This is a genomic window from Paraburkholderia sp. 2C (assembly GCF_054589215.1).
Genome location: NZ_BAAILL010000031.1, coordinates 185,333 through 207,310, shown reverse-complemented (window position 1 = coordinate 207,310; position 21,978 = coordinate 185,333). Strand labels below are relative to the sequence as shown.

Sequence of the window (21,978 nt, the reverse complement as noted above, 5' to 3'; positions counted from 1 at the left end):
GTGCGCGCCAAAGGGCGCGCACGCATCCGCTAGTGTTTGAAACGCGTATCGAGCGGGCACAACTGGTACGTCATGGCCTCGTCGCCGAAACGGGCGTCATAGCGATCACATTTCAGCGACAGTAGCGACATCCCATAAGACTTCAACTGTTCGTTGACGCGCGCGGCTTCGGCCATATTCGGGATCGCCATGTCACGCTTGTCGTCGGCGCGCAGGCCCAAGTGGCAGGTTCCATCGGCATCGTCGATAACCGACGCATGCAAGCGCAGCCGCTCAACGGTCCAGTGCACTCGCGCGCATCCGGCTGGCGAGTCCATCATGCCGATACCCCGCACAATCGACTCCACCTTCGCGACGTTCGCTATGCGCCAGTTTTCGTAGCCCTTCATCACCACGAAGGCAGGGCCACCGCGTTGCGCGATCAGCGCCTTCAACTTTTTTTCATAGGCAGGCGTCGCTGCGAAGTTTGGCTCCACTTTGGCGAACGCGACGTTCGACGGATAGAACGATGCGAGCCAGCCCCAACCGGACGAGCCACCGACGATGACGATCGTTGTGCGTGCGGGATCGGCGAACGTCGGTACCTCGGCGCGAAATGCGCGCCACGCCCATTTTTCATGACCGAAGGTCGGCGCGCCGCCCAATACGACGATCAGCGTCGCCACAACGATTGCGGCACCGGCAATACGTTTGCCTCTGCGTTTCGGCAACAGGTCGGTCAGCACGACGTACAACGCAAGCGGCGTGAGCATTTCCATGGCCACGGTGTACCGGTAGATGCTGAACATCTTCACCCAGACGATGTAGCCGACGCTGATGAAGACCAATACAAAGGCGCGCTTTGCATCGATGCCGGACGAGGGAGTGGCCGTTGTTCTGCGCGCGCGCAAAGCACGCCATGCGGCGACCGGCGCCCAAACGATCAGGCTCGCGTACAACAGCGCCCAGATAATCTGATGGACGTCGAGTTCGTTGACCCGGCGCGAATCCCACGAAAAAATGAATGGCCAGAGTAGCGCTTCGACCCAACTGGTCGGAAACCAGCGCCAGTCCGCAACAGCGATCGGATAAGCGAGCTCGTTCGGAAAGATATTGCTGAACTGCGGAAACACCGGGTTGTGGAACATGCTCCACATCTTCATGAACCAGAAGCCCGCAGTCGCGGCGATGCCCGCGAGCATCCCAAGCCCGACGAAGAACGCCGTACGCAGTCTCACGATGGCGCTGCCGGGCAACGTCAGGCACGCCGCGCAGACCGCGATGGTGTAGACCGCGTTAGTCAGCTTGAGCCCGGCAGCGCAGCCCACCAGCAGGCCCGCAACAAACGCATACGCGAAGGCGCGGGCCGAGAGGGTGGTGAGCTGCTGCCAGCGGTTCACAATCAGCGCGACGGCGGCGAGCACGAGTAGCGCAGTGGTGTTGTCGCCCATCGTATTGCCGATGCCGACGAGGAAATTCGCCGTCAGGCAACCTGCAATCGCAAGCAGCAGCGGCGTCCGGTATCGCTCATCGGGTGACAGGCCGCTCAACGTGCTGCGCACGATCTCGAGTATGAGCACGAATGCAAGGCCATGCAGCACACCGAACGCGAAGCCGACCAACGGTGCTGGCAGGTGCGTGTAGAGCAGCCATGGAACGACGTCGAGCAGTGGATTGAAATACGTCTGCATTCCGGCCGGCGCGATGTCGATCGACAGCTTGCCGTTCAGCAGCGCGAACGCGTTATAGATGTGATAGTTCAGTTGATCCCAGTTGCGATCCTGCCCGAGCCACAACGAGTAAAGGCCAAAAAGAACAGGTACCGCGATGCGCGCGCGGCGCCATGCCTCAGCAGTGTTCAGGTCGACGTTGCGCAAGCGCGCGAGCCATCCGGCAGCACGGTGCGGCGAGCGCGGTTTCGAAGCATTGGCCGTGTTCGGCATAAGGGCTCAAGGATTCAGGGAAGGGCTAAAAAACAGGAATGACAAAGCGATCAACCCACATCGCGTAATGACACGCGGCACCATTGATAAATAAGCACGCCTTCGCCGATTCCCGAACGATACGACGTGCAAGTCGATGGGTCCAGAATGAAGCCGTTGCGCTCGAACATGGGGACCGCCCGTGCGATATATGCACGATTCTCCGACGCAACGTCTTTCACATCGTCGGCGCGCAAGCCAAGCTGGCACTGCTTGCCTGTACTCGTCGCCGGCGCTACCGACGCGTGCAGATGCAGCCGCGTCACTGCCCAACGCAGCGCATCGCAGCCGGTTTCGCCGCCCGTCAGCCCAATGCTGTCGACAAGCCTGTTCGCGTCCGCGACATTATCGATTCGCCAGTTATGCTCGCCATCGACGATTGCGTAGATCGGCCCGCCGCGCTCCCTCGCCACTTCGCGCATGCGCTCGTAAAACGCCGGTGTTCCCGGAAAACTGCTATCGACCTGCATGAAGGCGACCTGATCGGGAAACAGCGTTGCAAGCCACGTCCACGCGAATGCGCGGGTCGATGCGAGCACAACCGTCGTACGTTGCGGCTCCGCGATGACAGGCAGTTCCGCGTGCCAAAGCGGATCCGACCATCCTTCGTGTCCCCAGGTGCGCGCGCCTCCCGTGACAACCACGGCGCTCGCCATCACCAGAAGCCAACCCGCGAGCTTTCGTGCCGGACGATACGGTGTCAGCCGTTGCACGAGCACCCATATCACGAGCGGCACCAGCACCTCGACCACAACGATGTAGCGATAAATGCTGAAGCCTTCCATCCACACGAAGTACCCCAGCGCCACGAATACGACGACAAAGCGCGCACGCGGTTCGATCGACCCTGACGTCGCGCGGCGGCCTATCGCCGACCGCATCACCGCCACCGCCAACCACACCCAGAACAGCGCATAAACGATCGGCCAGATGATCTGCCGGATTGGCGTTTCGCCAACGCGTTGCGAATTCGCGGTGAAAATGAACGGCCACAACACCGTCTCGAACCATCCATGCGGGCGCCAGCGCGGGTCGCCCATCACGTGGGGCTGCGCGAGCGGAGTGGGAAAGTACGCGCCAAACTGCGGATAAAGCGGATTGCCGAACGTCTTCCACATGTGGAGCAGCCAGTAACCGCCGGTTGCGGCAAAGCCCACCAGCACGCCCACGCCGAACAGAAACGCAACCCGCAGCCTGACGATGCCTCGCGCTGGATAGAACAGCAGGGCCGCACACATCGCGACTGCATAAACCGCATTGGTCAGCTTCAGTCCCACGCCCAACCCGACGAGCACGCCGGCGGCAATGCAAATGGCCACTGCACGCCCGGTCCACGTGCCAAGCCGCTCCCAGTTCGACAGCAGTACCGCCAACGCCGCGAGACTGAAGAGCGCCGTCGTGTCGTCGCCCATCGAGTTGCCAAGCCCGGAGAGAAAATTGGCCGTGAGACAGCCGGCCAGCGCGAGCAAGAGCGGAACGCGATACCGGTCCTCTTCAGGTAGAGACGAAAGAACGCTTTGCGCGATCGATAGAATGAAGACGAAGCTCAGTCCGTGTAGCGCGCCCATGCAAAAGCCCACCACGCGCGACGGCAGATGCGTGTTCGCGAGATAGAACAACGTGTCGAGCAGCGGATTGAAGTGGGACTGCACGCCGGCAGGCGCCATGTCCAGCAGCAGCTTTCCGTGCAGCCACGCGAACGGGTTGTACATGTGGTAGTTGTACAGGTCCCAGTTTGCGTCGGCGCCAAGCCACAACGAATACAACCCGAACAGCAACGGGACAATGACGCGCGCTTGCCCCAATGCATTTGCGCTGTTCAGATCAATTGCCCGCAGGCGCGCAAACCATCCGGATGCGTGACGCGAAGTTCGGGGCTTCGAAGCAGTCTCCATCTTTTAATGACCCGGTTTATAGACCCAATGCCGGGCCACCAGAAAATTGAACACGAGCCCCGCGAGCGACCCCGCCGCCACCGCGAACAACGGCAGCAACGCATTCTTCGGCAACACCGCGATCGCCGCGCAATACGCCCCGTAGTTGACGAGCCCGCCGCCGCACATCGCCAGCAGATAGCGCCCGCCTTCACGCCAGATCGACCCGTTCTTCACCGGCGTGAACGTAAAGCGCCGGTTCAACTGCCACGTCGTATACACAGCGGCCAGAAACGACACGGCACGTCCGAGGTAATACCCCGCGCCCAGATGCAAACATAAATAGAGCACCGAAGCATCGACCACAAACCCGACCGTGCCGACGATGACGAACCGCAAGAGCTGACTATTCATTCCGTAAAGACGCCGGTTGCCGGATGGCATTCGATGGAGCGGGCACGCTCAGATACGCAAATCGCTTCGCTTCGGCACGCCCGCGCGTCACCGTATCGAGCACGAGCCCGCACACGAGCAGCAGTGTGCCGAACAGCATCAGCGCGGCACACAGCAGGGCGGTCGGCAGCCGCGGCACGAGCCCGGTTTCGACGTAGGTCTCGAACACCGGCACGGCAAGCAGCACCGACGCCAGCGCGCACACGGCAAATCCGATCGAAAAGAACAGCAACGGTTTCTCGACCTTGAAAAGACGCAGGATCATCAACAGAATGCGGATGCCGTCGCGATACGTATTGAGCTTGCTTGCGGAACCTTCGGGCCGCGACCGGTAAGCGGTGCTGATTTCGGCCACCGGCATGCGCAGTTCGAGCGCATGCACGGCGAGTTCGGTTTCGATCTCGAAGCCCGTCGAATGCGCGGGAAACGACTTCACAAAGCGGCGCGAGAAAATCCGGTATCCGGACAGCATGTCGGAAAACGAATTGCCGAAAATGCGCGCCGCGAAACGCGTGAGCATCACATTGCCAAAGCGGTGGCCGCGCCGGTACGCGAGTTCTTCGTCGGAAACGCGCGCGCCGACCACCATATCGAGGTCTTCGTCGATCAGGCGATCGATAAACGCCGGCGCATCGGCCGCGTCATACGTATCGTCGCCATCGACGAGCACATACACGTGTGCATCGACATCGGCGAACATGCGCCGCACGACGTTGCCCTTTCCCTGATAGGTAACACGCCGCACGATCGCGCCGGCCTTCGATGCGCGCTCGATCGTCTGGTCGGACGAATTATTGTCGAACACATAGATGCGGGCGCCGGGCAATTGCGCCGCGAAGTCCCGGACGACGGCCTCGATCGTCGCTTCTTCGTTGTAGCAAGGGATCAGAACGGCGACATGGGCCGCGGAAATATTTTTCATTGAGTAGTTAGCGTCGGCGGGACGTCGGCGGCAAGCGGAGCGCCTCGGGACGGGCCGGCGGCGCTTCCACGGTTTGCTCAGAAAAAGTGCACGGCGTGCAAGCGGGCGCTATTTTCGCACGAGTCGGCGCGCACACGAAACCGCGTCATTTTGACCGTACGTGTAAGGCAATTTAGGTATGCATGACACGTAACCGTCTCGCCTATGGCGTAAAATCGCCCCCAGCCCAAAGTCGCAAGGAAAAATTACCGTGAACCTGAGGCTCAGAACCTGGGTCGGGGAAGTGCTATCCGCTTTTTGCGCCGTGCTTCTGTTCGTCGTGATGTTCGATCATATGATGGCGATCAAATTTGTCGCCATCGGCGTGGTTGTCGCGATCACCGTCTTCCTCGTCGTTCAATCGCTCGTGCACGCGCCGCGCGAGATCCACTTTCCCCTATCGCTGCCGCTGGGCCTGTGGGCCGGGTGGGCGCTGCTATCCACCGTCTGGAGCGTCGATCCGCAAGCGACGCTCCATGCGTGGCTCGATGAAATCGCCTATCCGGGCGTGTGCTTTTTCGCGTTCTGGTTGCTCGGGCGTGAGGCGATGCATCAGCGGCGCATGCAGGTCGCGTCGTGGCTCGCGTGCGGCGCGCTCGCGGTCGCGAGCGTCGTCGGCTTCCATTTTCTCGACCCGGCTGCACCGAAACCGGGCCTGCTGCATTTCTACGCGCGCGTCGGCCACACCAGCACGGTCGCGCTGATGGCGATTCCCGTGTTCGCTGCGATGGCGGCGGTGCGCAACACGCGGCTGCTCGGCGTCGTCGGCATCCTGTTTTGCGTCGTGATCGGCGCGGCGACGCTCAATCGCTTCTTCTGGATTGCGCTGGCGGTCGTCGGCATCGTGTTGCTGTGGCCGCGCGCGGGCGCAAAGGAATCGCGGCGCCGCGCGTATCTGCTGCTCGGCGCATTGCTCATTGCCGTCGCGTGCGCGGCGCTGCTGAGTAACCGCGTGCGCTTGATGACGCTTGTGCCGGCAGGCATTGCGCAAACCGGCAGCACGAGCGTGGTGCAGGGGCCGATGCAGAGCCCGCCCAATGCGACGTCTGCCGATTTGCATGGCCCCGCGAACTCCGCAAGCGGCGCATCGCCGGCGCATCTGCTGGAACGCCTCGACCATGTGAGCGGCATCGACGTGGCGACGTCCCATGACGCACGCCCGAAAATCTGGGCCTTCTATGCAAGCCAACTGCATACTCATCCGTGGCTAGGTGTAGGTTTCGGCAAGCCGCTACCCGCGCTCGCCTATGGGCATCTGGTACCCGCCGCGCTGTTCAGGCTCGATGAGAACGTAAAGACGCACGCGCACAACCTGTTTTTGAACACGCTTCTGCAAACCGGTGTGATCGGCCTCGCGCTGCAGCTCGTGCTGTTCGCAGCCATTGGCCGGCGCTTCCATGCGATGCGCGTCACGCGCCCGATGCTGTGCAGGGCAGGGCTTGCGCTTCTGTTCGGCATGCTCGCGAAAAATATGACCGACGACTTCATGTGGCAGTCCACCGCACTGATGTTCTGGGCATGTTGCGGCTGGCTACTGGGGCAATGCGAATCTTTATCTGATGTGCTTGTGCGTAATCGGCGCGATATCGCAGACATCGGCTTTCAGCACGCGGCGCCGGCGGCAGCTTCGAGCACGCAGGCGGTGGCAATCCTATCCGCAGCAAGACAGCATGAGAAAGCCATCGAGCGGTCCCGCTTTGGCCCTTGAAAGTGGTCGTCTGCTCTCGCATAAAACGGCGTCGCATGGAGCGTTCGTGCGCGCTTCGGGAGCGACTGAACTGGAACTCGGCGAAACTCTTCGCGAGTGAATTCCTCAGCGCCCGACTCCTCAGTGATGAGGCGGTTCAACGATGTTACGCTTGCGCAGGCCCTGTGGAAATTTCCAGACCGGCGCCGGTGCGACGCTTTGCGCTGTGTTCATCGGGCTGGCGCGTCGCCAGTACAGCATCGATGGCAGGGCCAACCTGCTCTCGGAACCAGCAAGTGAAGTGATAAGACTGGCGCTTGCTGGTGCAGTGTGCCCCGGGGTTATATGCAGTGCTTGGGCCGGCAAACCGGCCGACTCGCCGAATGGGTCAGGATCATGCTCACCCGTCGGCATTCGAACATCGTAGCCTGCGCGCTGGCAAACAAGCTGACTCGCACGGCTTGGGCGCTGGCGACCGTAAAACAATCTTAACCACGGAGCCGTGTCAATGACGTCAATGTGTTGAATGAGTCGTGGCATTCCAGCCAATAATCCGTTGTTGCGTCAGCTTCACGTCGATCCAGAGTTCGCCGATGTGCAATGCTCGGTCGAAGTCGCGATCAAGCTTGTGATCGATTAGATCGTGAAAAAGATAGCATAGGCGAACATCGGCCAGGGGCGGCTGCTCGCCTGGGGCACCGAATTCCGCGAACGTGAATTGCGTGTCGATCACCTCAATGGATCGCGTGAGCGCGTCTAGTTCCGCAATGATGCAATCGTTATCCTCGCGAAATTCCGGATGATCAGGTTGCAGCACGCATGTCACCTTCGCGTCAATTTCAACATTCTCGATCACCCGTCCTTGAATGTGGCGGTTGACGTTCCTCGTGGCGTAATACGCGCTCAGACATTGCCGTGCACGTTCGTGAATCCAGGCCTCGGCCTCGATCAACCTGTCGTTCAGCAGGCACAATCGCGCGATCTCAGCCGGGCTCAATTCTTCGAGCCGTCGCTTTTCACGCGGTAAAAACGCGATCTTCATTAACTTATCCCCGATACTTGCCGGAAGCCTTCCGGCGCTGCGAACGATTCAACTGAACGACTGTATGTCCGGCGCTTTCCTTGCCTCGCGCTCGCGGTTCACTGTTGCGGCGAGTGCATTGTGTTCAAGGTTGAACGCCTTGACGTACTCTTCCCGGCCAGTTCCGAGCGCCGCGTTTCGACGCATCGCCGAGCATGTGCACGTAAGTCCGGCGGCAAGCCTGGAACACCTGAGGTATCGCTGGCACGCGGGCGGAGTAACCTGTGGATGCACGGCACGAAATGCAAATGCCATCAGTACCGCGGCCGCGACCTGACAAGTAGTGGTCGTTGATTTCGTTTTCATTTCCCCGTTACCCCCGTCTGTTTCTCGGCCAGCACCGTCAGATGCGGCCGGTTAGAAATGCAGTGCGCAAAGATCACGCGGAACCCGCGATCGGTCAGGAACCGCTTCATCGCTTTAACCGAGAAATGCCAGAGGCGGCCGGGTGGGTCGTACATCTTCCAGTTCGTCCCGGCGCGAACCGCGGAGAAGTGCGTAACGCACGGCGCGACGAAATAGACACGGCCACCGTCGGCAAGCACGCGACGCACCTCGTTGATGAAAGCATCGAGGTTCTGCACGTGTTCCAGCACGTAGAAGCCGACGATGAAGTCGAAACGACCGCCTGGATACTGCCGGTCAGCCAGACCGGCTGCGAAGACACGTAGACCATGCGCCCGCAAATGGGCGAGTAGAGCCGTCGCACAGTCGATACCTTCGAGTTCGAAGCGACCCGTCGCTTTCAACGCCTTGAGAAGGTGCCCTTCTCCATAGCCGATTTCAAGCAGACGACGGCGGCCCGCTGCGTGAAGGACGATATTTCTGGCGTGAAACCAGCTCTCGATGCCCTTGCTGAACCACCTCTGGATACTTTTCTGTGTGTCCGGAATGAAGGCGCCGTTATCCGCGTGTCCGCTCGCGTAGTACTCGGCCGGTTGCCGTTCGGACGGCATGTTGCGCACGTACACGAACCGGCAGGCCGGACACCGGTCCAGGTAATAGCCGTTACGCCCGAAGTAGAACGCCCCCTTCATTCCACAAACGGGGCACTGTTCCAGTTCGTAGGCATCCCTGTCGAGCGGGGCGTGTTCGACGCGTTCCAACTCCGTAATGTTTACTCTGCGTGCGATCATTGTTAATTTAGTAATCCGAATCGGAACGAATCCGAAAATTCAATCCCCGCGTATGGACGCATCAGTTCACGGTCGACGTATCCTCGACTTCCAGTTCCGACATGCAGCGCCGGAAAACGGGCGCACCGATCAGTCCATTCTCACGCATGGCAATCAGCCGGCTCCGGCGAGCCGGAACTGTGTGCGAACCGTCACCCGCGATGTCCCAGACGGCGTGGACCAGCCGACCGAAAACAGCACGCCGGCAAATCAGATACGCAATGATCGCGAGCGGCCCGGCACACGCACACACGAACAGCCAGCCGGTACGAGTCAGGCCGACGCGGTGAGCCACCAGCCGCCGCATGTCAAACGCGATCGCTAGCGCTACCCACGGGGCGCCAAGCATCCAGATCGTTGCTTTTACCATCACAGCCACATGATAACCTAAAATGGGTTTATCCTGGGATGGGTTTTAGAATCGCGCGCATGGCCACCCACCCGATACACAACCCGCGGTACCAGCGCGTGTCAATCCTGCTGACGGAACTGCGGCAAGCGAAGGAGCTGACGCAGCAGGAAGTGGCGTCGCGCCTCGACAAGCCTCAGTCTTTCATTTCGAAGATCGAGAATGGCGAAAGACGGGTAGACGTCATCGAGCTTCTCGAGATACTGCATGTGCTCGGCGTCGATCCACACAAATTCATTGACCAGCTTCTGAAATCCGCCCCGATCAGGTCGCTGCCGCGCTAGAAACTGTATTGGCATGGGATGGAGCCACGAATCTAGCCTGCTTTCATGGTCCCGTGCCCCTTGATTGCCCCGTCCTTTAATTTCCTTGTGACGCGTCCCGGCGCGCGACCTTAATCGGGAACGATATCAACGCGGCGGCCGGCATGGCTGCACGCCATCTTTTGCAGAACTGACCAGAGCGGGCGCACGGGTGGTCAACCCCCGGCTCATGTGCAGCCGATCGTGCCGTGTCTCCTGTATCGAAAACGGTATCGAACATTCACGACGGGTTGCGAAGGTGACCAGCTCACCAGGAGTGGTTCTGCAACGATCGCGGTGTGTGAAGTTTCCGTATCAAATCACGCACTAAATGGTGTGCCGGATCTTCACGCGCAGATCATCATTCGTTGTCTGGCCGGCGTTGCTACCGGCAGGGCGCAATTTTATTCGCCGAATCTACAGCTACGAACATCGCGAACCTGAGTCGGAAGACAGGCAGTTGTTGTCCGCCCGTTGTTCGATCGATGACGCATACAAATTTTGTATGGCCGTCGATTCTTTCCTTGTCCGTCGGTCGATCCGGCGAGTACATAAATTTTCCCGCCGGCACTCTGTGAAGAAATACATCCGTCAATATGGCATCCGTCGTTGATATCTCCGATCGCGTTGTTGAGCCTCATCAGTGGATTGAAGGTCTCTTGCGGTGAGCTATTGCCCATAGAGCGCATGGAGGTCGGTCCAGCGTGCGAGCTGGAACCAGAAAACCACGAAGGACGGCACGAATTCCACACACAGCTCGCCGTAATCACCGCCTTGAGATCGTGGGTGCCGAATACCAGCACGATCGGCAGGTAGATCACGAACGCCGTCTTCAGGAACGTCATCACCATCGGCCATGCCTGGCGCACGACGTCCATTTCCGGGAACGTCGCCAGTGCGCCGACTACGAGTCCCGCGTCACCCGTGCCGCGCGTCACCGGGGGGGCGGCAAGATCAAGCCAATCAGCCAATCTGCCCAACCGTAATCCGTGTAGACCTGCCCCTGATTGGGCGCCTACTGGCGTGGCGCGATGATCGTGCGGGCCAGTCGTCGTCAGCCTGACTCTTGCTCAGGAAGCCGGCCCATTGAGCCATCTTCGTTCGCAGACCAGGATCGACCTGTAGCAGGTGTCGCGCATGCAGACCGCTGCCGCTATCGGACCATGATTGCCTGCGGATCGGATCGCCGATGGGCGCGGCATTCACGCATTGCACACGTGGGACCTTGTAACCATTTGATTTATAAGGGTGGTCGGAACCGGAGGCCGTCAACCGGTTGACGGCTCAATTCCATGTGCGTTAACAATCGGCGCGGTGGTGGCTGTTTGTTATCGGAGGCCGCGCAATCGCCGGCCGGTGGTTCTGTGGCCGGCGTTGCACTCTAGCCGACGTCATTCGATCGTTTGCGACGGCGAAGCCGGGAGGCCTCTAGACTCAAACACGCGTCGACCATCGCGCGGATATTCGGCAATGCGGCGATCAGAAGATCCATGTCAGGTGAGTCGATTCGTAAATGGCGGGCCGTTCTCGACCCGGTGATGACCTTAACTGACGTCGCTGGAAATTTCTCAAGGGCGGTTTGTCCCGCGCACAGCCGGGTGAAAATTTCATCGGGCGTGAGGCGCAAATGCAATAGCTTGTTTGCATTTGCCACGATTGCGGCAGCGCCTTCGGTTTCGACCAGTTTGGTCAATGCGCGAGCCATCCGTGCGCTCGGCATTCCGGCTTCCAGAAAAAGGTCTAGCACTTGCCGCGGCAATTTGGCGGCGGATATCGCCCGTGAGACGGACGCGGCGGACACATGAAGGGCGTGAGCCAGTTTTGCCTGAGAATCCCACAGCTTGCGTGCTAACGCTGTTCTGTAAAACTCGCCAAGTTCAGTGGGATGAGCTTTTCTCTCAAGCATCTCATTGTGTAGCCTCGCTGCGGATTCCGCGTTCAACGCCCTGTCCGTCAATGCGGAAGCAACTCCACGATTTACACCCGGTGCGCTTGTCCGGGAACTCAGAGTAGTGTCAATCGGCTGGTGGCACTGGGGACACACGTGTACCCCATATGGCTGTTTGGTCATGCGGTCGGACGCTCAGGGCCGGTTTGCGTAAAGGGAGTGAAGCAAAGTTTGTTTTTAACATACAAGCTCGTCGAATTCGTCCTCAAAAGCTATGCGCTTTTGCGTGTCATTTCGGGTTAAGGCCGTCAACCAGTTGACGGCACTTGCCGTTCGCGCTTTGACTCCAGCGAACGAAGTTGTCTCCCACGGCGCTTTAGGGCTTGGTTACCGTCAGCGTCGGGCGTCGTAACGGCGAAAGCCACAGCGATTTGCCGATATTTCGGGAGTTTTGCCCGTAGCATCGAACCATATACTGGCCTTGTTTTCCCGCGCCACTGGCGCATCGATCCGAGCGTGCCTATGCGTTGGCACGTCCAAAAAGTTCGCAACGGGGTTTGGCTATAGTCGACGGTGCATCCGTCTACCACCCGACCGCCCGCGACAGGATTGCTATGGCGTCCCTCGCCAATGACGGTGCTGCCGCACGGGAGCTTCGCAAGGCAGGCGATTTGCGGACGTCTTCGACCGGCATCAGCAGCTGTGCGGATCGCCGCGCGACCCATGCGGGGTGATTCTCAAGTGTGCGGCGGAACGATCAACTATCGATATCCAGCTGCACCTTGGGTGCAGTGGCTGGGCTCGACAGGTGCCTTCCCAATGTTCCATTCACGTCGCCGGCGTTCGCCGGTTTTGTTAAACAGCGCTGCGTAGCCTGCGGGCTCGTCGCGCTCTATCCTTTTGTGAGGTCATCTATGAACCAGTAACCACGGTGCGCTGGATTTCCAAAGTCAGCGATTCAAGTGAGGCTTATTTCATCTGTAATTTCGCTTGATCTGGTCGTCCCTGCCTCGATAAGGCGCGTCTGAGGTCCGCGGGAGAGGCTCCTGTTCCGGTCGGCGTCCGGACCGTTCCAGTTCCTGAAACCGGTTTGGCTGCCCACTGACGAGTGCGGAATACGCACCTGCGTTCCCATGCTCGAAGTGCTCAGCGACCGTTTTCCTGACCTGATTGGGCTTCGCAGGCGCGAAGCCTAATTTCTTTCTTGATCAACTGCGGCTAGATCTATAGGCCGTCTACATCTGGCGAGGTGTCCCGTAAGGGCGCCTCGCTTTTTCTTTTTTACGAGGCCGTAATGCACGAATTTCTTAGCATACCAGACCGAAAACCACGCAATGCGGGCGCTACAACCGACGACAAGAGCATCGGTCACCTGTGTGACGGAGTCGATCGCTGGTGGACAGCAGGTATTGGCATTGACCTCGAGCACCGGTAGGAGGAAGGATGGAGATCGTCGATGTAGTGGTCGAATATCCATCGGGACTGACGATTACGGACCGGGCGAATCTTGCGCGGGACAAGCAGCACGTCTATCCCTCGGCAAAACTGGTGACTGCGATGTTCATTCTGAGTCGCGTGGAAGCAAGTGCTGCAGTGTCTGCGATAATCGATGGCGACATCGTTCAGCTGGACCGGCAGCCCGAAGGACACTTCCTGATTGGCCGGACATTGCTGCCGGAGAAACCGGCCAGCATTCTAGGCCGTATTTTGCAGCCGTTTCTCGATCCCACGGACGATCAGAGGCAGCACTTTGGCAGGTTCTGTCACACACTGTCCGCTTCTGCATTTCTGGGCGCGGTGGGGCTGTGGCATGCTACCGATATCTGGACGTTGGAGAGCGTGAAGCTGGAGGCCAGCCTGGTTCTCGCTTTGGTGATCACGTTTGTTCGAGGCATGCTTTCCATGAGGAAGGGAGAATGAGCATGGGTATCAGTTTTCTTGTTCTGGGCGTCGCATTCGCCATGGTTGGAATTGGTACTGTGATGGACCGCAACGCCAGCAAGGCTCGCGAACGCCGGCATGTTCGCTTGCCGCGATAAAAGAATTTCTTTTCAGGGTCGGCAAGCCGGCCTGGTCATTGAGGCCGCATCTTCGGATGCGGCCTTTTATTTTGCGCTCCGTTTGGATATTTTCTGTTGGACAAGGCTTGGCGAGTCCGTGGCCTTACCTTGGTAGTTGCGCGCAATTGTGCGGGAGTGCGCATATCAAGCATGGAGCGGCGATGTATCGAGACCGAGTCACTTGCGAAAAGCACTTCTGCCTGGGGTGCAAGTGTCACTCTCCTGATAGCCCACTGGTCCACGATGTCTGACGCAGATTACGCGGGCAGCATGAACGCTCACGACGGGCGGGTGGGCGGAAGCGGATCCGCGACCTTTTCATAGTCCGCATCTTCATTCCTATAGCAGCATATTAGTCAGATTTCGACCCGCTGCTTTGTCTTCTCGTAGCTGACCTCAAACAATGCATCGTTGTTATGCATGCTGCTCGGCGTTCGCAGTCGAAGCGGCCTATTCATGTTCGATGGCGCGCGCGGCCTGATAAACAGCGCACTCGACGGATCAGCGCGGGCGCGCCGACCGCTCATCCACTCACTCACGCAAGGGAATCCATATGTACGCCGTTCATGATTACCACTATGTCATCACATGTAGCAGTCTGCCGCGCGCGTTCAAGACCGAGTTCCGCAGGCTTATCCGATCACGTATCAAGAAAGGGTTTGATCCGCGAACCGGCGCGTCCTTTCCCCTCTCCACTGAAACCCAGTGCCGTCGGGTCGCAGTCCTACTCCACGGTTTCCAGGTTCTCCGTGCAGGTGGCTTCGCTCTGCAGACACCCTGGAATTTCCGGAGCAAGCATCTGCGCTTCCTGATTGGCCGCTGGTTGTCAGAGGGCGTAGGCGGTCGAGATCTCACCGACCGCGTCACGCATTGGCGATTGTTTGTGCGTTGGATCGGTAAATACGCTTTGCTAGACGAATTTAAAATTCCTCCAGTTGACGCGGGTGCTGCAGATTCGTCCCACGTGACCGATCACAAGGCCTCGATAATTGAAATCCCGCTGCTAACGCGAGAGAAAGTAATGGAGGTTCTCTGCGAGCATCGAGGAGACCTCAGAAAGACTGCACGGACGCTGGGAACCTCGACTCAGGTGGTGGCCTTGGTGGTGTCGGAAGGGCGGCCGCTTCCGGCGGTACCGTCGGGGCTTTCCATCCTGCCGTAGCCGAAATGGGTAATGCCATATCGTCGCGTTCCACTCATAACGTTACGAAATCCTAAATTACCAAGAATGTCGGGATGCTTCTGACTGTCATCGTGTCTCCGCACGCTGATGGTCAGCAGTCGGGTTCCCGGACCAGAAAGTCGGGTGGGGCAATAGAACGTCAGTCAACGCAGAGCTGCGGAGCGCCGTGCGGTGCGGAAAGAAATTTGCTCCAGGGTGGAGCTCCGATATCTATAGGACACTGAAGAGCATGCCGGGGCACTTGACTTTGCGGCCTGCCCGGTAGGCTGGTTTTACCTTAACCAGAAAGGAGAACCAGCATGACGATTATGGGGATAGTGGTCACCGCCATATTCATTTACATCTATCTCTGCGAGGAGGAACCTGAACTGCGCGCGGCGGATACCGCAAGACCCGCATCATCAGAGTTGCGGGGCGTTCATGGCGAGGCGCTGGTGTCGGCCACGTTGCGTCAGTGTCTAACGCGGCTTTGCGGTGAGAACTACAAAATTCTAGACAGTGTCATCCTTAATCACGCACCCGGCGAAGCGTTCCCGACCGCCGAAGTTGATCATCTGGCGGTTACCCCTTTCGGAGTTTTCGTGATCGAAACAAAGCACTGGGCCGGCAGCGTCAGGCTCGGCGAGGAGCGCGATGCGCTTATTCTTGAGACGCACGACGGACGCAGCCTCACCCGCACTTCGCCACTCAAGCAGAACGCGGCCAAGATCCGCTTCATCCGTTCGCTACTGCCGGCCGGCCTGCGTATGGTTGAGGGGCTAGGTGTGTTTTCCCATGAGGCAGTGCGCCTGGAGCCGGCTTTGCCCTCGGCGTTGCTTGAGCTCGGCGAGCTATACCGGCATTTGCGCGTGCGTCAACAGCAGTTTGCCCGTGCCAGGAGTGCACGACTACCTGTGTATGAAGTTGCCGACGCCATCCTGAAGCATGCCGACCTGCGGCCAGAGGCGCTGACTGAACACCGCGACCGGATCCGCGCGCAGCGCGATCTGGGGAAAGAAGAGCGCGGCTAACTAGAATCGCGAGGCGACATTCCGGTAGTGCATGGATCGTTTGGCGGAGGGGACTGAGCTTTTACGCTTTCACGCGCCGCTCGTTTGCCTCAAAACGCCCGATCGCGAGCGGAGCAATCCGTTTTACCGAATTGCTCGCATCGTTCTCGTCGCCATGGTCAATGGCGGATTCGATGCAGTCGGGTGCGCGTACCGGATGCTATGTCGCGCTTGCAACCACGGAGTGCGTCCGTCACGATCCTTTTCAGGCGCGGCGGACGAGAACGCGGCTCCATACGTCTAGCAATTTGCGTCGCCAACGCGGATTGACCTTCGATCTGGTCGTCGCGGACACACGAGCTGTCAGTAGCGACGCGCGCTCTGCCTTGGGCAGCCGAAGATCCGAGCTCTCCGACCAATTGAACGCCTCGTACACCCCCGTCCTGCGCTGAGTGGTTCGGCAGTCAAGTGGCGATATCATCGGCCGTTGCCAGTTTGTTGTGCGGCGTAAGTCCGTTGGCCATGTTGCATCTGTGAGGCTGGTTCTAATCCACAGCATACCGATGCGAATATGTACTGGAAGATCAACGTATCCGGTCGTCGAGAACCTTTACATAGCGGTATTTGCCGCCCGGCGTGTTCTCGATCCGACGCCTCCTTACTCTTACCTGGAGTCCCTGGATCGACGCAGCTGTGTGGCCTGCGTGCAGAAGGATCACCCGAATGGCTGCGAGTTCGATCAACCGGGTTTCGACATCGGTTTTGGAAAAGCGGGACGCCAAAGACGATAGATACTCTGCCTCGATTGTCTTCAATGTTTCCGCCGTGCACTGATGTTCGGCAAGTATCGCTTCGAGAATGAGCCATGCAGCGAGCGCACGATCACGAACCATGTTGTTAAACCCGCTTTTATCGAGAACATCCAGAAACTGGTCTCTGAGCGATGTGCTTTTCATTTGAAAGTGTTCTGTTCTGGTTAAAAGTTCGAGGATCCGTTGGTCTTCCGATCCGTCGACTGGCCCGATGCCTTTCCGATCGGATGTCCACTCAGCGTCGCGTGACGCGACTTCGCGTCTAGTCGTGCTATCGCCCTCGGAGGACGGGGTGGGGCCGGTCGCAGTTTATTGTCTTTTCTGGCAAGGGCAGGGCAACCGTCAAACCTGTCCTTGATGGGTTGGCAGTAATGGTTAAGAATCATTTGAGTCCTGCTGCGACCATGTCCCAACGATTCGCTAAGTTGAACCAGCGTTTCATAAGGCGACACGCCGCTTTCCAGCATCTCGTTGGCACACTCAAGCGCATATGTATAGCGCAGCGCATGGAAGCTTTCTTGGCCTGACATTCCGAGTCGTTGAATAAGGAACGTCAGCCGGTTCATGGAGCCTTCGAGAGTTGTGTTCTTTCCGTGGATGAAGCGAAAGTTGTGCTTCTCTGCATACGCCAACGCAGAGGTCATGATCTGTCGAGTCTCCTCGCGCCGGGCGTGGATGATTCGCACTTCTCTTGGTCGTCCATTTTTCGCTCCTCTCATGACGCGCACCGTAGTATCTCCTCGGGCAAGCGCTTCAAGCCACATCGGCAGGTCGTAGGCGCACATCAACGCCTCCTTGCGCCTCAGGCCGAGGACGCGCGCGACTTCGACGATGTGTACGATCCCATCGTCGCCTGATCGTGCACGCTCGATAAATAGCGCGATCTCACCTTCAGCCAATGCCCGCTTCCTGCCTTTACGCTCCCTGCGCTCAATCCCCAAGGCTCTATTGGTGGGGGCGGGGTGGGCGCTCTTCGTTGCGACGGCATTGAGAACCCGTATGGCAGAGAAAATGTTCGCGAGCGTTCCGGGCGCTTTCCCCTGTGCGGCGCAGTACTGTGCATATAGATGGACTACCCAGTCGGGGACATCTTCAAGCGATGGGTACAACTCGCCTATCTCGCGTGTGAATCGCAATAGGCCTGCTGAATCAAGTCTGCGGTTTCTTTGCGTGGCAAGGCTCCCGCCTGCCCGTTTGCTGCTGACTGCAGCCTTGTGGATTGCCTGCGTCATTACGCTCATTTGCTTTTCCTTTGATGCGCTGGGCGGCCGGTCGCCCACTTACCCGTTTTTCGGAGGTTGCCGTTGAATTTCCCCAGTGCACGCCTGGCCCGCGTGCGTCGTTGCGATGCTGCTGCAGTCGAGTACCCGTGTGCCGTAGGGGAAGGTGGGCGCACGGATTGACAGATGATGGTTAGCCCGCGACTTGAAGTGCGTTGAGCTAGGGATCCGCTAGGGATAGCGTCTCGGGCTGACCAGTTGTGGTAGTTGACTAGTGATACTGGATGGAATGAGCTTGCTCGCCGGCGCGACATCCGACTCGGTAGCGGGGCAGAAGCCTGCAAATGGCAGAGGGGTTTGACGCGATCGGATTACGTTCAAGTGGATTGAAGTGAAAGGCCGCAGGAAGTGGTGCGTGTTGCAGGCACAGCGCGGAAAAGGAGATGCAAGGATCAGGTGAAGCGCTGATTTGCCGGTGGAGGTTGCAGGAGGATGTCGTCGCGACTTGTGTCGCTACAAGAAATGCTCAGACAACCAGCTGCATGTGGGGAAGATGAGTGAGATAAACAACGTGAAGGAGTGCCGCTCGCATCGAGCGCGCGAGCCGACGAGGCGCATAGCCGATCCGAACAAGCAGTGGCGGCTATTTCAATAAAGAGGAAAGCTGTGTGCCAGGAGGTGGCATAGAAGTCGGGCAGGGATACCGAGCCGCGCACTGGCGCTCAACAGATACCTTGGGCCGGTACAGAGGCTGCTTCACAACCGGAAAGCTAACTTTTGGAAAAAAGACACCCTTACCCGAAAAGAAGTCGGGTTTAAGTTTCGATGCTCGTAACGAGAGCGCACGGTGTTCAAGCTTCGGACCACTGTCGGGCATTAAACCATATCCGTGGCGATGGCGCTATCAGCAGTTGCGTATTGCGATCCAGGGTCGGCTCGGGGCGATCCCTGTAACGGCAGCAGTCCCATGCTTGACCGGCGCTGTACGGTGTGGATCGGTGCCCGGTCGGGGCCGGTCAGGTTCCTGTGACCTGCTACTGTGCAAAACGGTGGCGGATGTGACTCTAGGTCGTGACTATGTTGCCCATGACGCATACACTGGTCCTGGCACAAGGGTCATCCAGTCATGGCTAGATCGGCCGTCTGGCATTGGCCGTTGCAGCATCGCGTGAAGCCAGCGGCGCGAACCTTGCATTCCTGCGAGGCGCCACATAACACAACGGCGTGTCTGAATAAACTTTCGTATCATCCGGCACAACTTTCGTGTTGCGCGATGTAACACGTTAGTGGAATGGCCCGTGTCCGGATATCGCGCTAACGTAGCGGCACCGCCTGACTGAAGTGGCCTTCGCGGATTGGCAGCGCGCGAGGACCTCCACGAGCGACGATGGAGGGACTGCTCGATGCACGCGAAACCCAGCCGGACCGATCCGTGGTCGCAGACTTTGTGTTTGCTCAATTCACTATCGCGGCCGGAAGAATTACCATCGAGCCATAGCCTGGCCTCAGCAGCAGGCGACAGGTTTTCCGCACGCCGCAGCGCGCAAAGGCGCTCTGCGGCGGTTGCCTGCGCGGTGGGCAAACGCGATGCGCATATCAGGGTGCTCGAGCGGCCGACCAGCAGAACGGCGATCGTCACATGGGGCGATCCGACTTCGTGCCATTATGGCGACCAGGTCTGGCGCGTCGCGCGAGCATCGAGCGACGGCTTGTGTGCATTGAGCGGACAGCAGATCCGTCGAGGGGATGTGGTCTATCGTCCGTCGCACTATCGGCTTGCGCCGGCCAACGCCGGCTCGATGATGCTCGCGGCATGTGTGCTCCTCGCGCCGATCGGTGGAGAAGCCGGAGAGCCAGAGCTTGAAGTTGAAGCCACAGGTTGAAAGCAAAGCGGGTTGAAGAAAAGAAGCAAACGAAGAAAGTAGATCGGCAGCAAAGAAACGGGCGCCGCCGGTGCCCGGAAAACTAATCACCCTTGGCAACGATGGAGGTTCAAGTGAACAAGCCGTTGAAGATGTTGGTCGGTACCAGTATTGCTCTGATGTTCTCGTTCGGTTTCCAGGCCGCGCATGCGCAGGACGACACGGCGTCCGCGCCGATGGCCAAGCCGACCCATAAGCAGAAGTGGCATGCCGATCACAAGCTCGAAGGGCAGGTGCGGCACGCGCTGACGACGCACAAGATCGAGTCGTCCGACATTCGCATCGTGGCGCGCGGTGGCGTCGTCACGCTCGACGGCACGGTCCAGGATCAGTCGCAGATCGCGCAAGCCGCGACCGTCGCGCAAAGCGTGACGGGCGTGAAGTCGGTGAAGAACAACCTCAGCATGCACGAAGCAGGCAACTGATTTCGTGCGAAGTCCGGCCGGCCGCTTCTGTCGATCAGCGCTGCTTCGACAGAGCCGGCGGCTGGCCTCGCAGCGTGTAGGTGTTGTCGTATCCGCTGCGGCGATTTTGCCTGTTCAATGCCGCAAAATCGCTGCGATTCTTATTTACGACAGACTCGCATTTGTGCGCGTATTAATCGATCGAATTCGGCCTGTTTATATAGCGGTTGAAAGAAGCGCATGAACGCCGCTTTGCAGGGTTATGCAATTGGAATAGTTTGACGACTGCTTCGCGCCGGAGGTCCACTGCATGATGCGAGTCATCGACGTACCCCCGCCAATGGGCGGTTCTGCTATACGTTTGTATGATTTGCGGGCCGCATCCCGCGATCTATTCTCTTGAAAGCAAAGAGAAAAAGGCACGGCCTGGATCCGTAGATATGCGGAGTTACTGTCGAAACTCAGGGTCCGCCGCGTGGACACGTCCCACATTGTTAGCATTATCGACGACGACGACGCAGTGCGTCTTGCCACCGCGAGCCTCGTCCGTTCATTTGGTTGGGATGTCAACGATTTTGCCTCCGCAGAGGCCTACCTCAATTCCGGCCGCGTCAATCAAACTTCATTTCTGATTTCCGATATTCGTATGCCGGGAATGTCGGGCATTGAATTGCACGATTGCCTGTTAAAACAGGGCTGCGCGCCGCCGACCATTTTCATTACCGCGTTTCCGACCGCCGTTCTGCACGCGCAGACTCAGGCGCAAGGCGCATTGGCGCTGCTGGAAAAACCGGTCGACGCGAACGTGATTGCGCACTGGCTGACCACCGCGCTCGGTAGTCCGTAACGCATCGGCCGCGTGACGCGAGCATCAGCGGGCATCACGACGCACGTTCGCCGCGCGTGCCGATGCCGATGGCTTCCGCCTTTCTGACGAGATCCGCCACCGAGCGCGCTTCCATCTTCTTCATCACCTGGCCGCGGTGAATTTTCACGGTGATCTCGGAGAGCTTCATTTCCGCAGCGATCTGCTTGTTCATCAGCCCGATCACCACATACTCCATGACCTGCTGTTCGCGCGGCGTCAGCGTGTTGTAGCACGAGCGTACCGATGCGATGGCCTGCTCGGCATCGATGCGCTTCGCGTCCTGCGCGAGCGCATGCGCAACCGCATCGAGCATGTCCTGATCGCGAAAGGGTTTGGTAAAAAAATCGAGCGCGCCTGCTTTCATGGCCTTGACCGACATTGCGATGTCGCCATGCCCTGTCATGAAGACGATGGGAATGCGCATATCGGACTTCGCGGCTTCTTCCTGGAACGCGAGGCCGCTTTCGCCGCGCAACCGGACATCGAGCACAAGGCAGCTCGGCGCACCGGACTTGGGGTAATCGAGAAATGCGCGCGAAGACGCGAAGGTTTCCACGCGCAGGCCGACCGAGCGCAGCAGGGCGCCAAGCGCGGTGCGCATCGCTTCGTCATCGTCGACCACATAGACGACCGACGGCGCCGCTTGCGCCGTTACGCCAGTCGAAGCTGAAACGAACTGCTGGGAATTCATGTGTCCCTCCAACTGCAGCGGGAGACCCTACCGCGCCC

21 protein-coding genes and 1 pseudogene are annotated in these 21,978 nt (G+C 59.0%); 10 read left to right on the top strand and 12 right to left on the bottom strand.

The window, feature by feature from the left end:
* Positions 1-29 precede the first annotated feature (29 nt).
* The 4 genes from ACYPXD_RS08195 to ACYPXD_RS08180 all read right to left on the bottom strand — a co-directional run bounded on the left by ACYPXD_RS08195 (position 30) and on the right by ACYPXD_RS08180 (position 5,210).
* The gene (locus tag ACYPXD_RS08195) at positions 30-1,922 is read right to left on the bottom strand and encodes a hypothetical protein (protein ID WP_459709534.1); all 1,893 of its coding nucleotides are present in this window, start codon (positions 1,920-1,922) and stop codon (positions 30-32) included.
* A 50-nt stretch (positions 1,923-1,972) separates the two neighbouring features.
* On the bottom strand, positions 1,973-3,766 hold the full coding sequence (locus ACYPXD_RS08190) for a hypothetical protein (RefSeq protein ID WP_459709532.1): 1,794 nt from the start codon (positions 3,764-3,766) through the stop codon (positions 1,973-1,975).
* A gap of 93 nt (positions 3,767-3,859) precedes the next feature.
* Positions 3,860-4,249: a GtrA family protein gene (locus tag ACYPXD_RS08185; RefSeq protein WP_459709530.1), complete on the bottom strand. Its 390-nt coding sequence runs from the start codon at positions 4,247-4,249 to the stop codon at positions 3,860-3,862.
* Positions 4,242-5,210 (bottom strand): glycosyltransferase family 2 protein, encoded by a 969-nt coding sequence (locus ACYPXD_RS08180; protein WP_459709528.1) that lies wholly within the window; start codon positions 5,208-5,210, stop codon positions 4,242-4,244. The genes ACYPXD_RS08185 and ACYPXD_RS08180 overlap by 8 nt, the downstream gene beginning before the upstream one ends.
* Before the next feature lie 250 nt (positions 5,211-5,460).
* On the opposite strand from ACYPXD_RS08180, the gene ACYPXD_RS08175 reads away from it, so the two are divergent.
* Both ACYPXD_RS08175 and ACYPXD_RS08170 read left to right on the top strand, forming a co-directional pair.
* Positions 5,461-6,957 (top strand): O-antigen ligase family protein, encoded by a 1,497-nt coding sequence (locus ACYPXD_RS08175; RefSeq protein WP_459709526.1) that lies wholly within the window; start codon positions 5,461-5,463, stop codon positions 6,955-6,957.
* 202 nt (positions 6,958-7,159) lie between these two features.
* Positions 7,160-7,428, top strand: a pseudogene (locus ACYPXD_RS08170) (IS110 family transposase); the annotation flags it as partial.
* Between the two features lie 22 nt (positions 7,429-7,450).
* On the opposite strand, the gene ACYPXD_RS08165 reads toward ACYPXD_RS08170, so the two are convergent.
* The 3 genes from ACYPXD_RS08165 to ACYPXD_RS08155 all read right to left on the bottom strand — a co-directional run bounded on the left by ACYPXD_RS08165 (position 7,451) and on the right by ACYPXD_RS08155 (position 9,562).
* Positions 7,451-7,978 (bottom strand): hypothetical protein, encoded by a 528-nt coding sequence (locus ACYPXD_RS08165; protein ID WP_459709524.1) that lies wholly within the window; start codon positions 7,976-7,978, stop codon positions 7,451-7,453.
* Positions 7,979-8,319: 341 nt separating this feature from the next.
* Positions 8,320-9,123 (bottom strand): class I SAM-dependent methyltransferase, encoded by an 804-nt coding sequence (locus ACYPXD_RS08160; RefSeq protein WP_459709522.1) that lies wholly within the window; start codon positions 9,121-9,123, stop codon positions 8,320-8,322.
* Positions 9,124-9,214: 91 nt separating this feature from the next.
* Positions 9,215-9,562, bottom strand: coding sequence for a hypothetical protein (locus tag ACYPXD_RS08155; protein WP_459709519.1), 348 nt, complete (start codon positions 9,560-9,562; stop codon positions 9,215-9,217).
* A 59-nt stretch (positions 9,563-9,621) separates the two neighbouring features.
* On the opposite strand from ACYPXD_RS08155, the gene ACYPXD_RS08150 reads away from it, so the two are divergent.
* Complete coding sequence (locus ACYPXD_RS08150) at positions 9,622-9,885, top strand: helix-turn-helix domain-containing protein (protein WP_459709517.1); 264 nt, start codon at positions 9,622-9,624, stop codon at positions 9,883-9,885.
* Positions 9,886-10,307: 422 nt separating this feature from the next.
* Here ACYPXD_RS08150 and ACYPXD_RS08145 read toward each other — a convergent pair whose 3' ends face one another.
* Both ACYPXD_RS08145 and ACYPXD_RS08140 read right to left on the bottom strand, forming a co-directional pair.
* Positions 10,308-10,874 carry a hypothetical protein gene (locus ACYPXD_RS08145; protein WP_459709515.1) on the bottom strand — a complete coding sequence of 189 codons (567 nt, stop codon included), beginning with the start codon at positions 10,872-10,874 and terminating at the stop codon, positions 10,308-10,310.
* 410 nt (positions 10,875-11,284) lie between these two features.
* Positions 11,285-11,845 carry a hypothetical protein gene (locus tag ACYPXD_RS08140; protein ID WP_459709512.1) on the bottom strand — a complete coding sequence of 187 codons (561 nt, stop codon included), beginning with the start codon at positions 11,843-11,845 and terminating at the stop codon, positions 11,285-11,287.
* Between the two features lie 1,389 nt (positions 11,846-13,234).
* Between ACYPXD_RS08140 and ACYPXD_RS08135 the strand changes: the two genes are divergently transcribed.
* The 4 genes from ACYPXD_RS08135 (at position 13,235) to ACYPXD_RS08120 (ending at position 16,044) form a co-directional block, all read left to right on the top strand.
* The gene (locus tag ACYPXD_RS08135; RefSeq protein ID WP_459709510.1) at positions 13,235-13,711 is read left to right on the top strand and encodes a hypothetical protein; all 477 of its coding nucleotides are present in this window, start codon (positions 13,235-13,237) and stop codon (positions 13,709-13,711) included.
* A complete protein-coding gene (locus ACYPXD_RS08130) occupies positions 13,708-13,830 on the top strand; it encodes a hypothetical protein (protein WP_459709508.1) in 123 nt (40 codons plus the stop codon). The genes ACYPXD_RS08135 and ACYPXD_RS08130 overlap by 4 nt, the downstream gene beginning before the upstream one ends.
* Positions 13,831-14,404: 574 nt before the next feature.
* Complete coding sequence (locus tag ACYPXD_RS08125) at positions 14,405-15,013, top strand: hypothetical protein (protein ID WP_459709506.1); 609 nt, start codon at positions 14,405-14,407, stop codon at positions 15,011-15,013.
* Between the two features lie 320 nt (positions 15,014-15,333).
* Positions 15,334-16,044 carry a nuclease-related domain-containing protein gene (locus ACYPXD_RS08120; protein WP_459709504.1) on the top strand — a complete coding sequence of 237 codons (711 nt, stop codon included), beginning with the start codon at positions 15,334-15,336 and terminating at the stop codon, positions 16,042-16,044.
* 563 nt (positions 16,045-16,607) lie between these two features.
* Here ACYPXD_RS08120 and ACYPXD_RS08115 read toward each other — a convergent pair.
* Positions 16,608-16,979 (bottom strand): hypothetical protein, encoded by a 372-nt coding sequence (locus ACYPXD_RS08115; protein WP_459709502.1) that lies wholly within the window; start codon positions 16,977-16,979, stop codon positions 16,608-16,610.
* Between the two features lie 20 nt (positions 16,980-16,999).
* Positions 17,000-18,076 (bottom strand): integrase domain-containing protein, encoded by a 1,077-nt coding sequence (locus tag ACYPXD_RS08110; RefSeq protein ID WP_459709500.1) that lies wholly within the window; start codon positions 18,074-18,076, stop codon positions 17,000-17,002.
* 1,382 nt (positions 18,077-19,458) lie between these two features.
* On the opposite strand from ACYPXD_RS08110, the gene ACYPXD_RS08105 reads away from it, so the two are divergent.
* The 3 genes from ACYPXD_RS08105 (at position 19,459) to ACYPXD_RS08095 (ending at position 21,228) form a co-directional block, all read left to right on the top strand.
* A complete protein-coding gene (locus ACYPXD_RS08105) occupies positions 19,459-19,938 on the top strand; it encodes a DUF3331 domain-containing protein (RefSeq protein WP_459709498.1) in 480 nt (159 codons plus the stop codon).
* Between the two features lie 113 nt (positions 19,939-20,051).
* Positions 20,052-20,402: a BON domain-containing protein gene (locus ACYPXD_RS08100; protein WP_459709495.1), complete on the top strand. Its 351-nt coding sequence runs from the start codon at positions 20,052-20,054 to the stop codon at positions 20,400-20,402.
* Positions 20,403-20,856: 454 nt separating this feature from the next.
* A complete protein-coding gene (locus tag ACYPXD_RS08095; protein ID WP_459709493.1) occupies positions 20,857-21,228 on the top strand; it encodes a response regulator transcription factor in 372 nt (123 codons plus the stop codon).
* 34 nt (positions 21,229-21,262) lie between these two features.
* Here the strand turns inward: ACYPXD_RS08095 and ACYPXD_RS08090 are convergent, their stop codons facing one another.
* Positions 21,263-21,940 carry a response regulator transcription factor gene (locus ACYPXD_RS08090; protein WP_459709490.1) on the bottom strand — a complete coding sequence of 226 codons (678 nt, stop codon included), beginning with the start codon at positions 21,938-21,940 and terminating at the stop codon, positions 21,263-21,265.
* Between the last annotated feature and the right edge of the window lie 38 nt (positions 21,941-21,978).

Excerpts from the sequence above, each read along its gene's own strand:
- ACYPXD_RS08155 (WP_459709519.1), bottom strand. The coding sequence starts at position 9,562 with ATGGTAAAAGCAACGATCTGGATGCTTGGCGCCCCGTGGGTAGCGCTA.
- ACYPXD_RS08165 (WP_459709524.1), bottom strand. The coding sequence starts at position 7,978 with ATGAAGATCGCGTTTTTACCGCGTGAAAAGCGACGGCTCGAAGAATTG.
- ACYPXD_RS08185 (WP_459709530.1), bottom strand. The coding sequence starts at position 4,249 with ATGAATAGTCAGCTCTTGCGGTTCGTCATCGTCGGCACGGTCGGGTTT.
- ACYPXD_RS08105 (WP_459709498.1), top strand. The coding sequence starts at position 19,459 with ATGCACGCGAAACCCAGCCGGACCGATCCGTGGTCGCAGACTTTGTGT.
- ACYPXD_RS08195 (WP_459709534.1), bottom strand. The coding sequence starts at position 1,922 with ATGCCGAACACGGCCAATGCTTCGAAACCGCGCTCGCCGCACCGTGCT.
- ACYPXD_RS08110 (WP_459709500.1), bottom strand. The coding sequence starts at position 18,076 with ATGAGCGTAATGACGCAGGCAATCCACAAGGCTGCAGTCAGCAGCAAA.
- ACYPXD_RS08125 (WP_459709506.1), top strand. The coding sequence starts at position 14,405 with ATGTACGCCGTTCATGATTACCACTATGTCATCACATGTAGCAGTCTG.
- ACYPXD_RS08115 (WP_459709502.1), bottom strand. The coding sequence starts at position 16,979 with ATGAAAAGCACATCGCTCAGAGACCAGTTTCTGGATGTTCTCGATAAA.
- ACYPXD_RS08120 (WP_459709504.1), top strand. The coding sequence starts at position 15,334 with ATGACGATTATGGGGATAGTGGTCACCGCCATATTCATTTACATCTAT.
- ACYPXD_RS08180 (WP_459709528.1), bottom strand. The coding sequence starts at position 5,210 with ATGAAAAATATTTCCGCGGCCCATGTCGCCGTTCTGATCCCTTGCTAC.
- ACYPXD_RS08090 (WP_459709490.1), bottom strand. The coding sequence starts at position 21,940 with ATGAATTCCCAGCAGTTCGTTTCAGCTTCGACTGGCGTAACGGCGCAA.
- ACYPXD_RS08135 (WP_459709510.1), top strand. The coding sequence starts at position 13,235 with ATGGAGATCGTCGATGTAGTGGTCGAATATCCATCGGGACTGACGATT.
- ACYPXD_RS08130 (WP_459709508.1), top strand. The coding sequence starts at position 13,708 with ATGAGCATGGGTATCAGTTTTCTTGTTCTGGGCGTCGCATTCGCCATG.
- ACYPXD_RS08150 (WP_459709517.1), top strand. The coding sequence starts at position 9,622 with ATGGCCACCCACCCGATACACAACCCGCGGTACCAGCGCGTGTCAATC.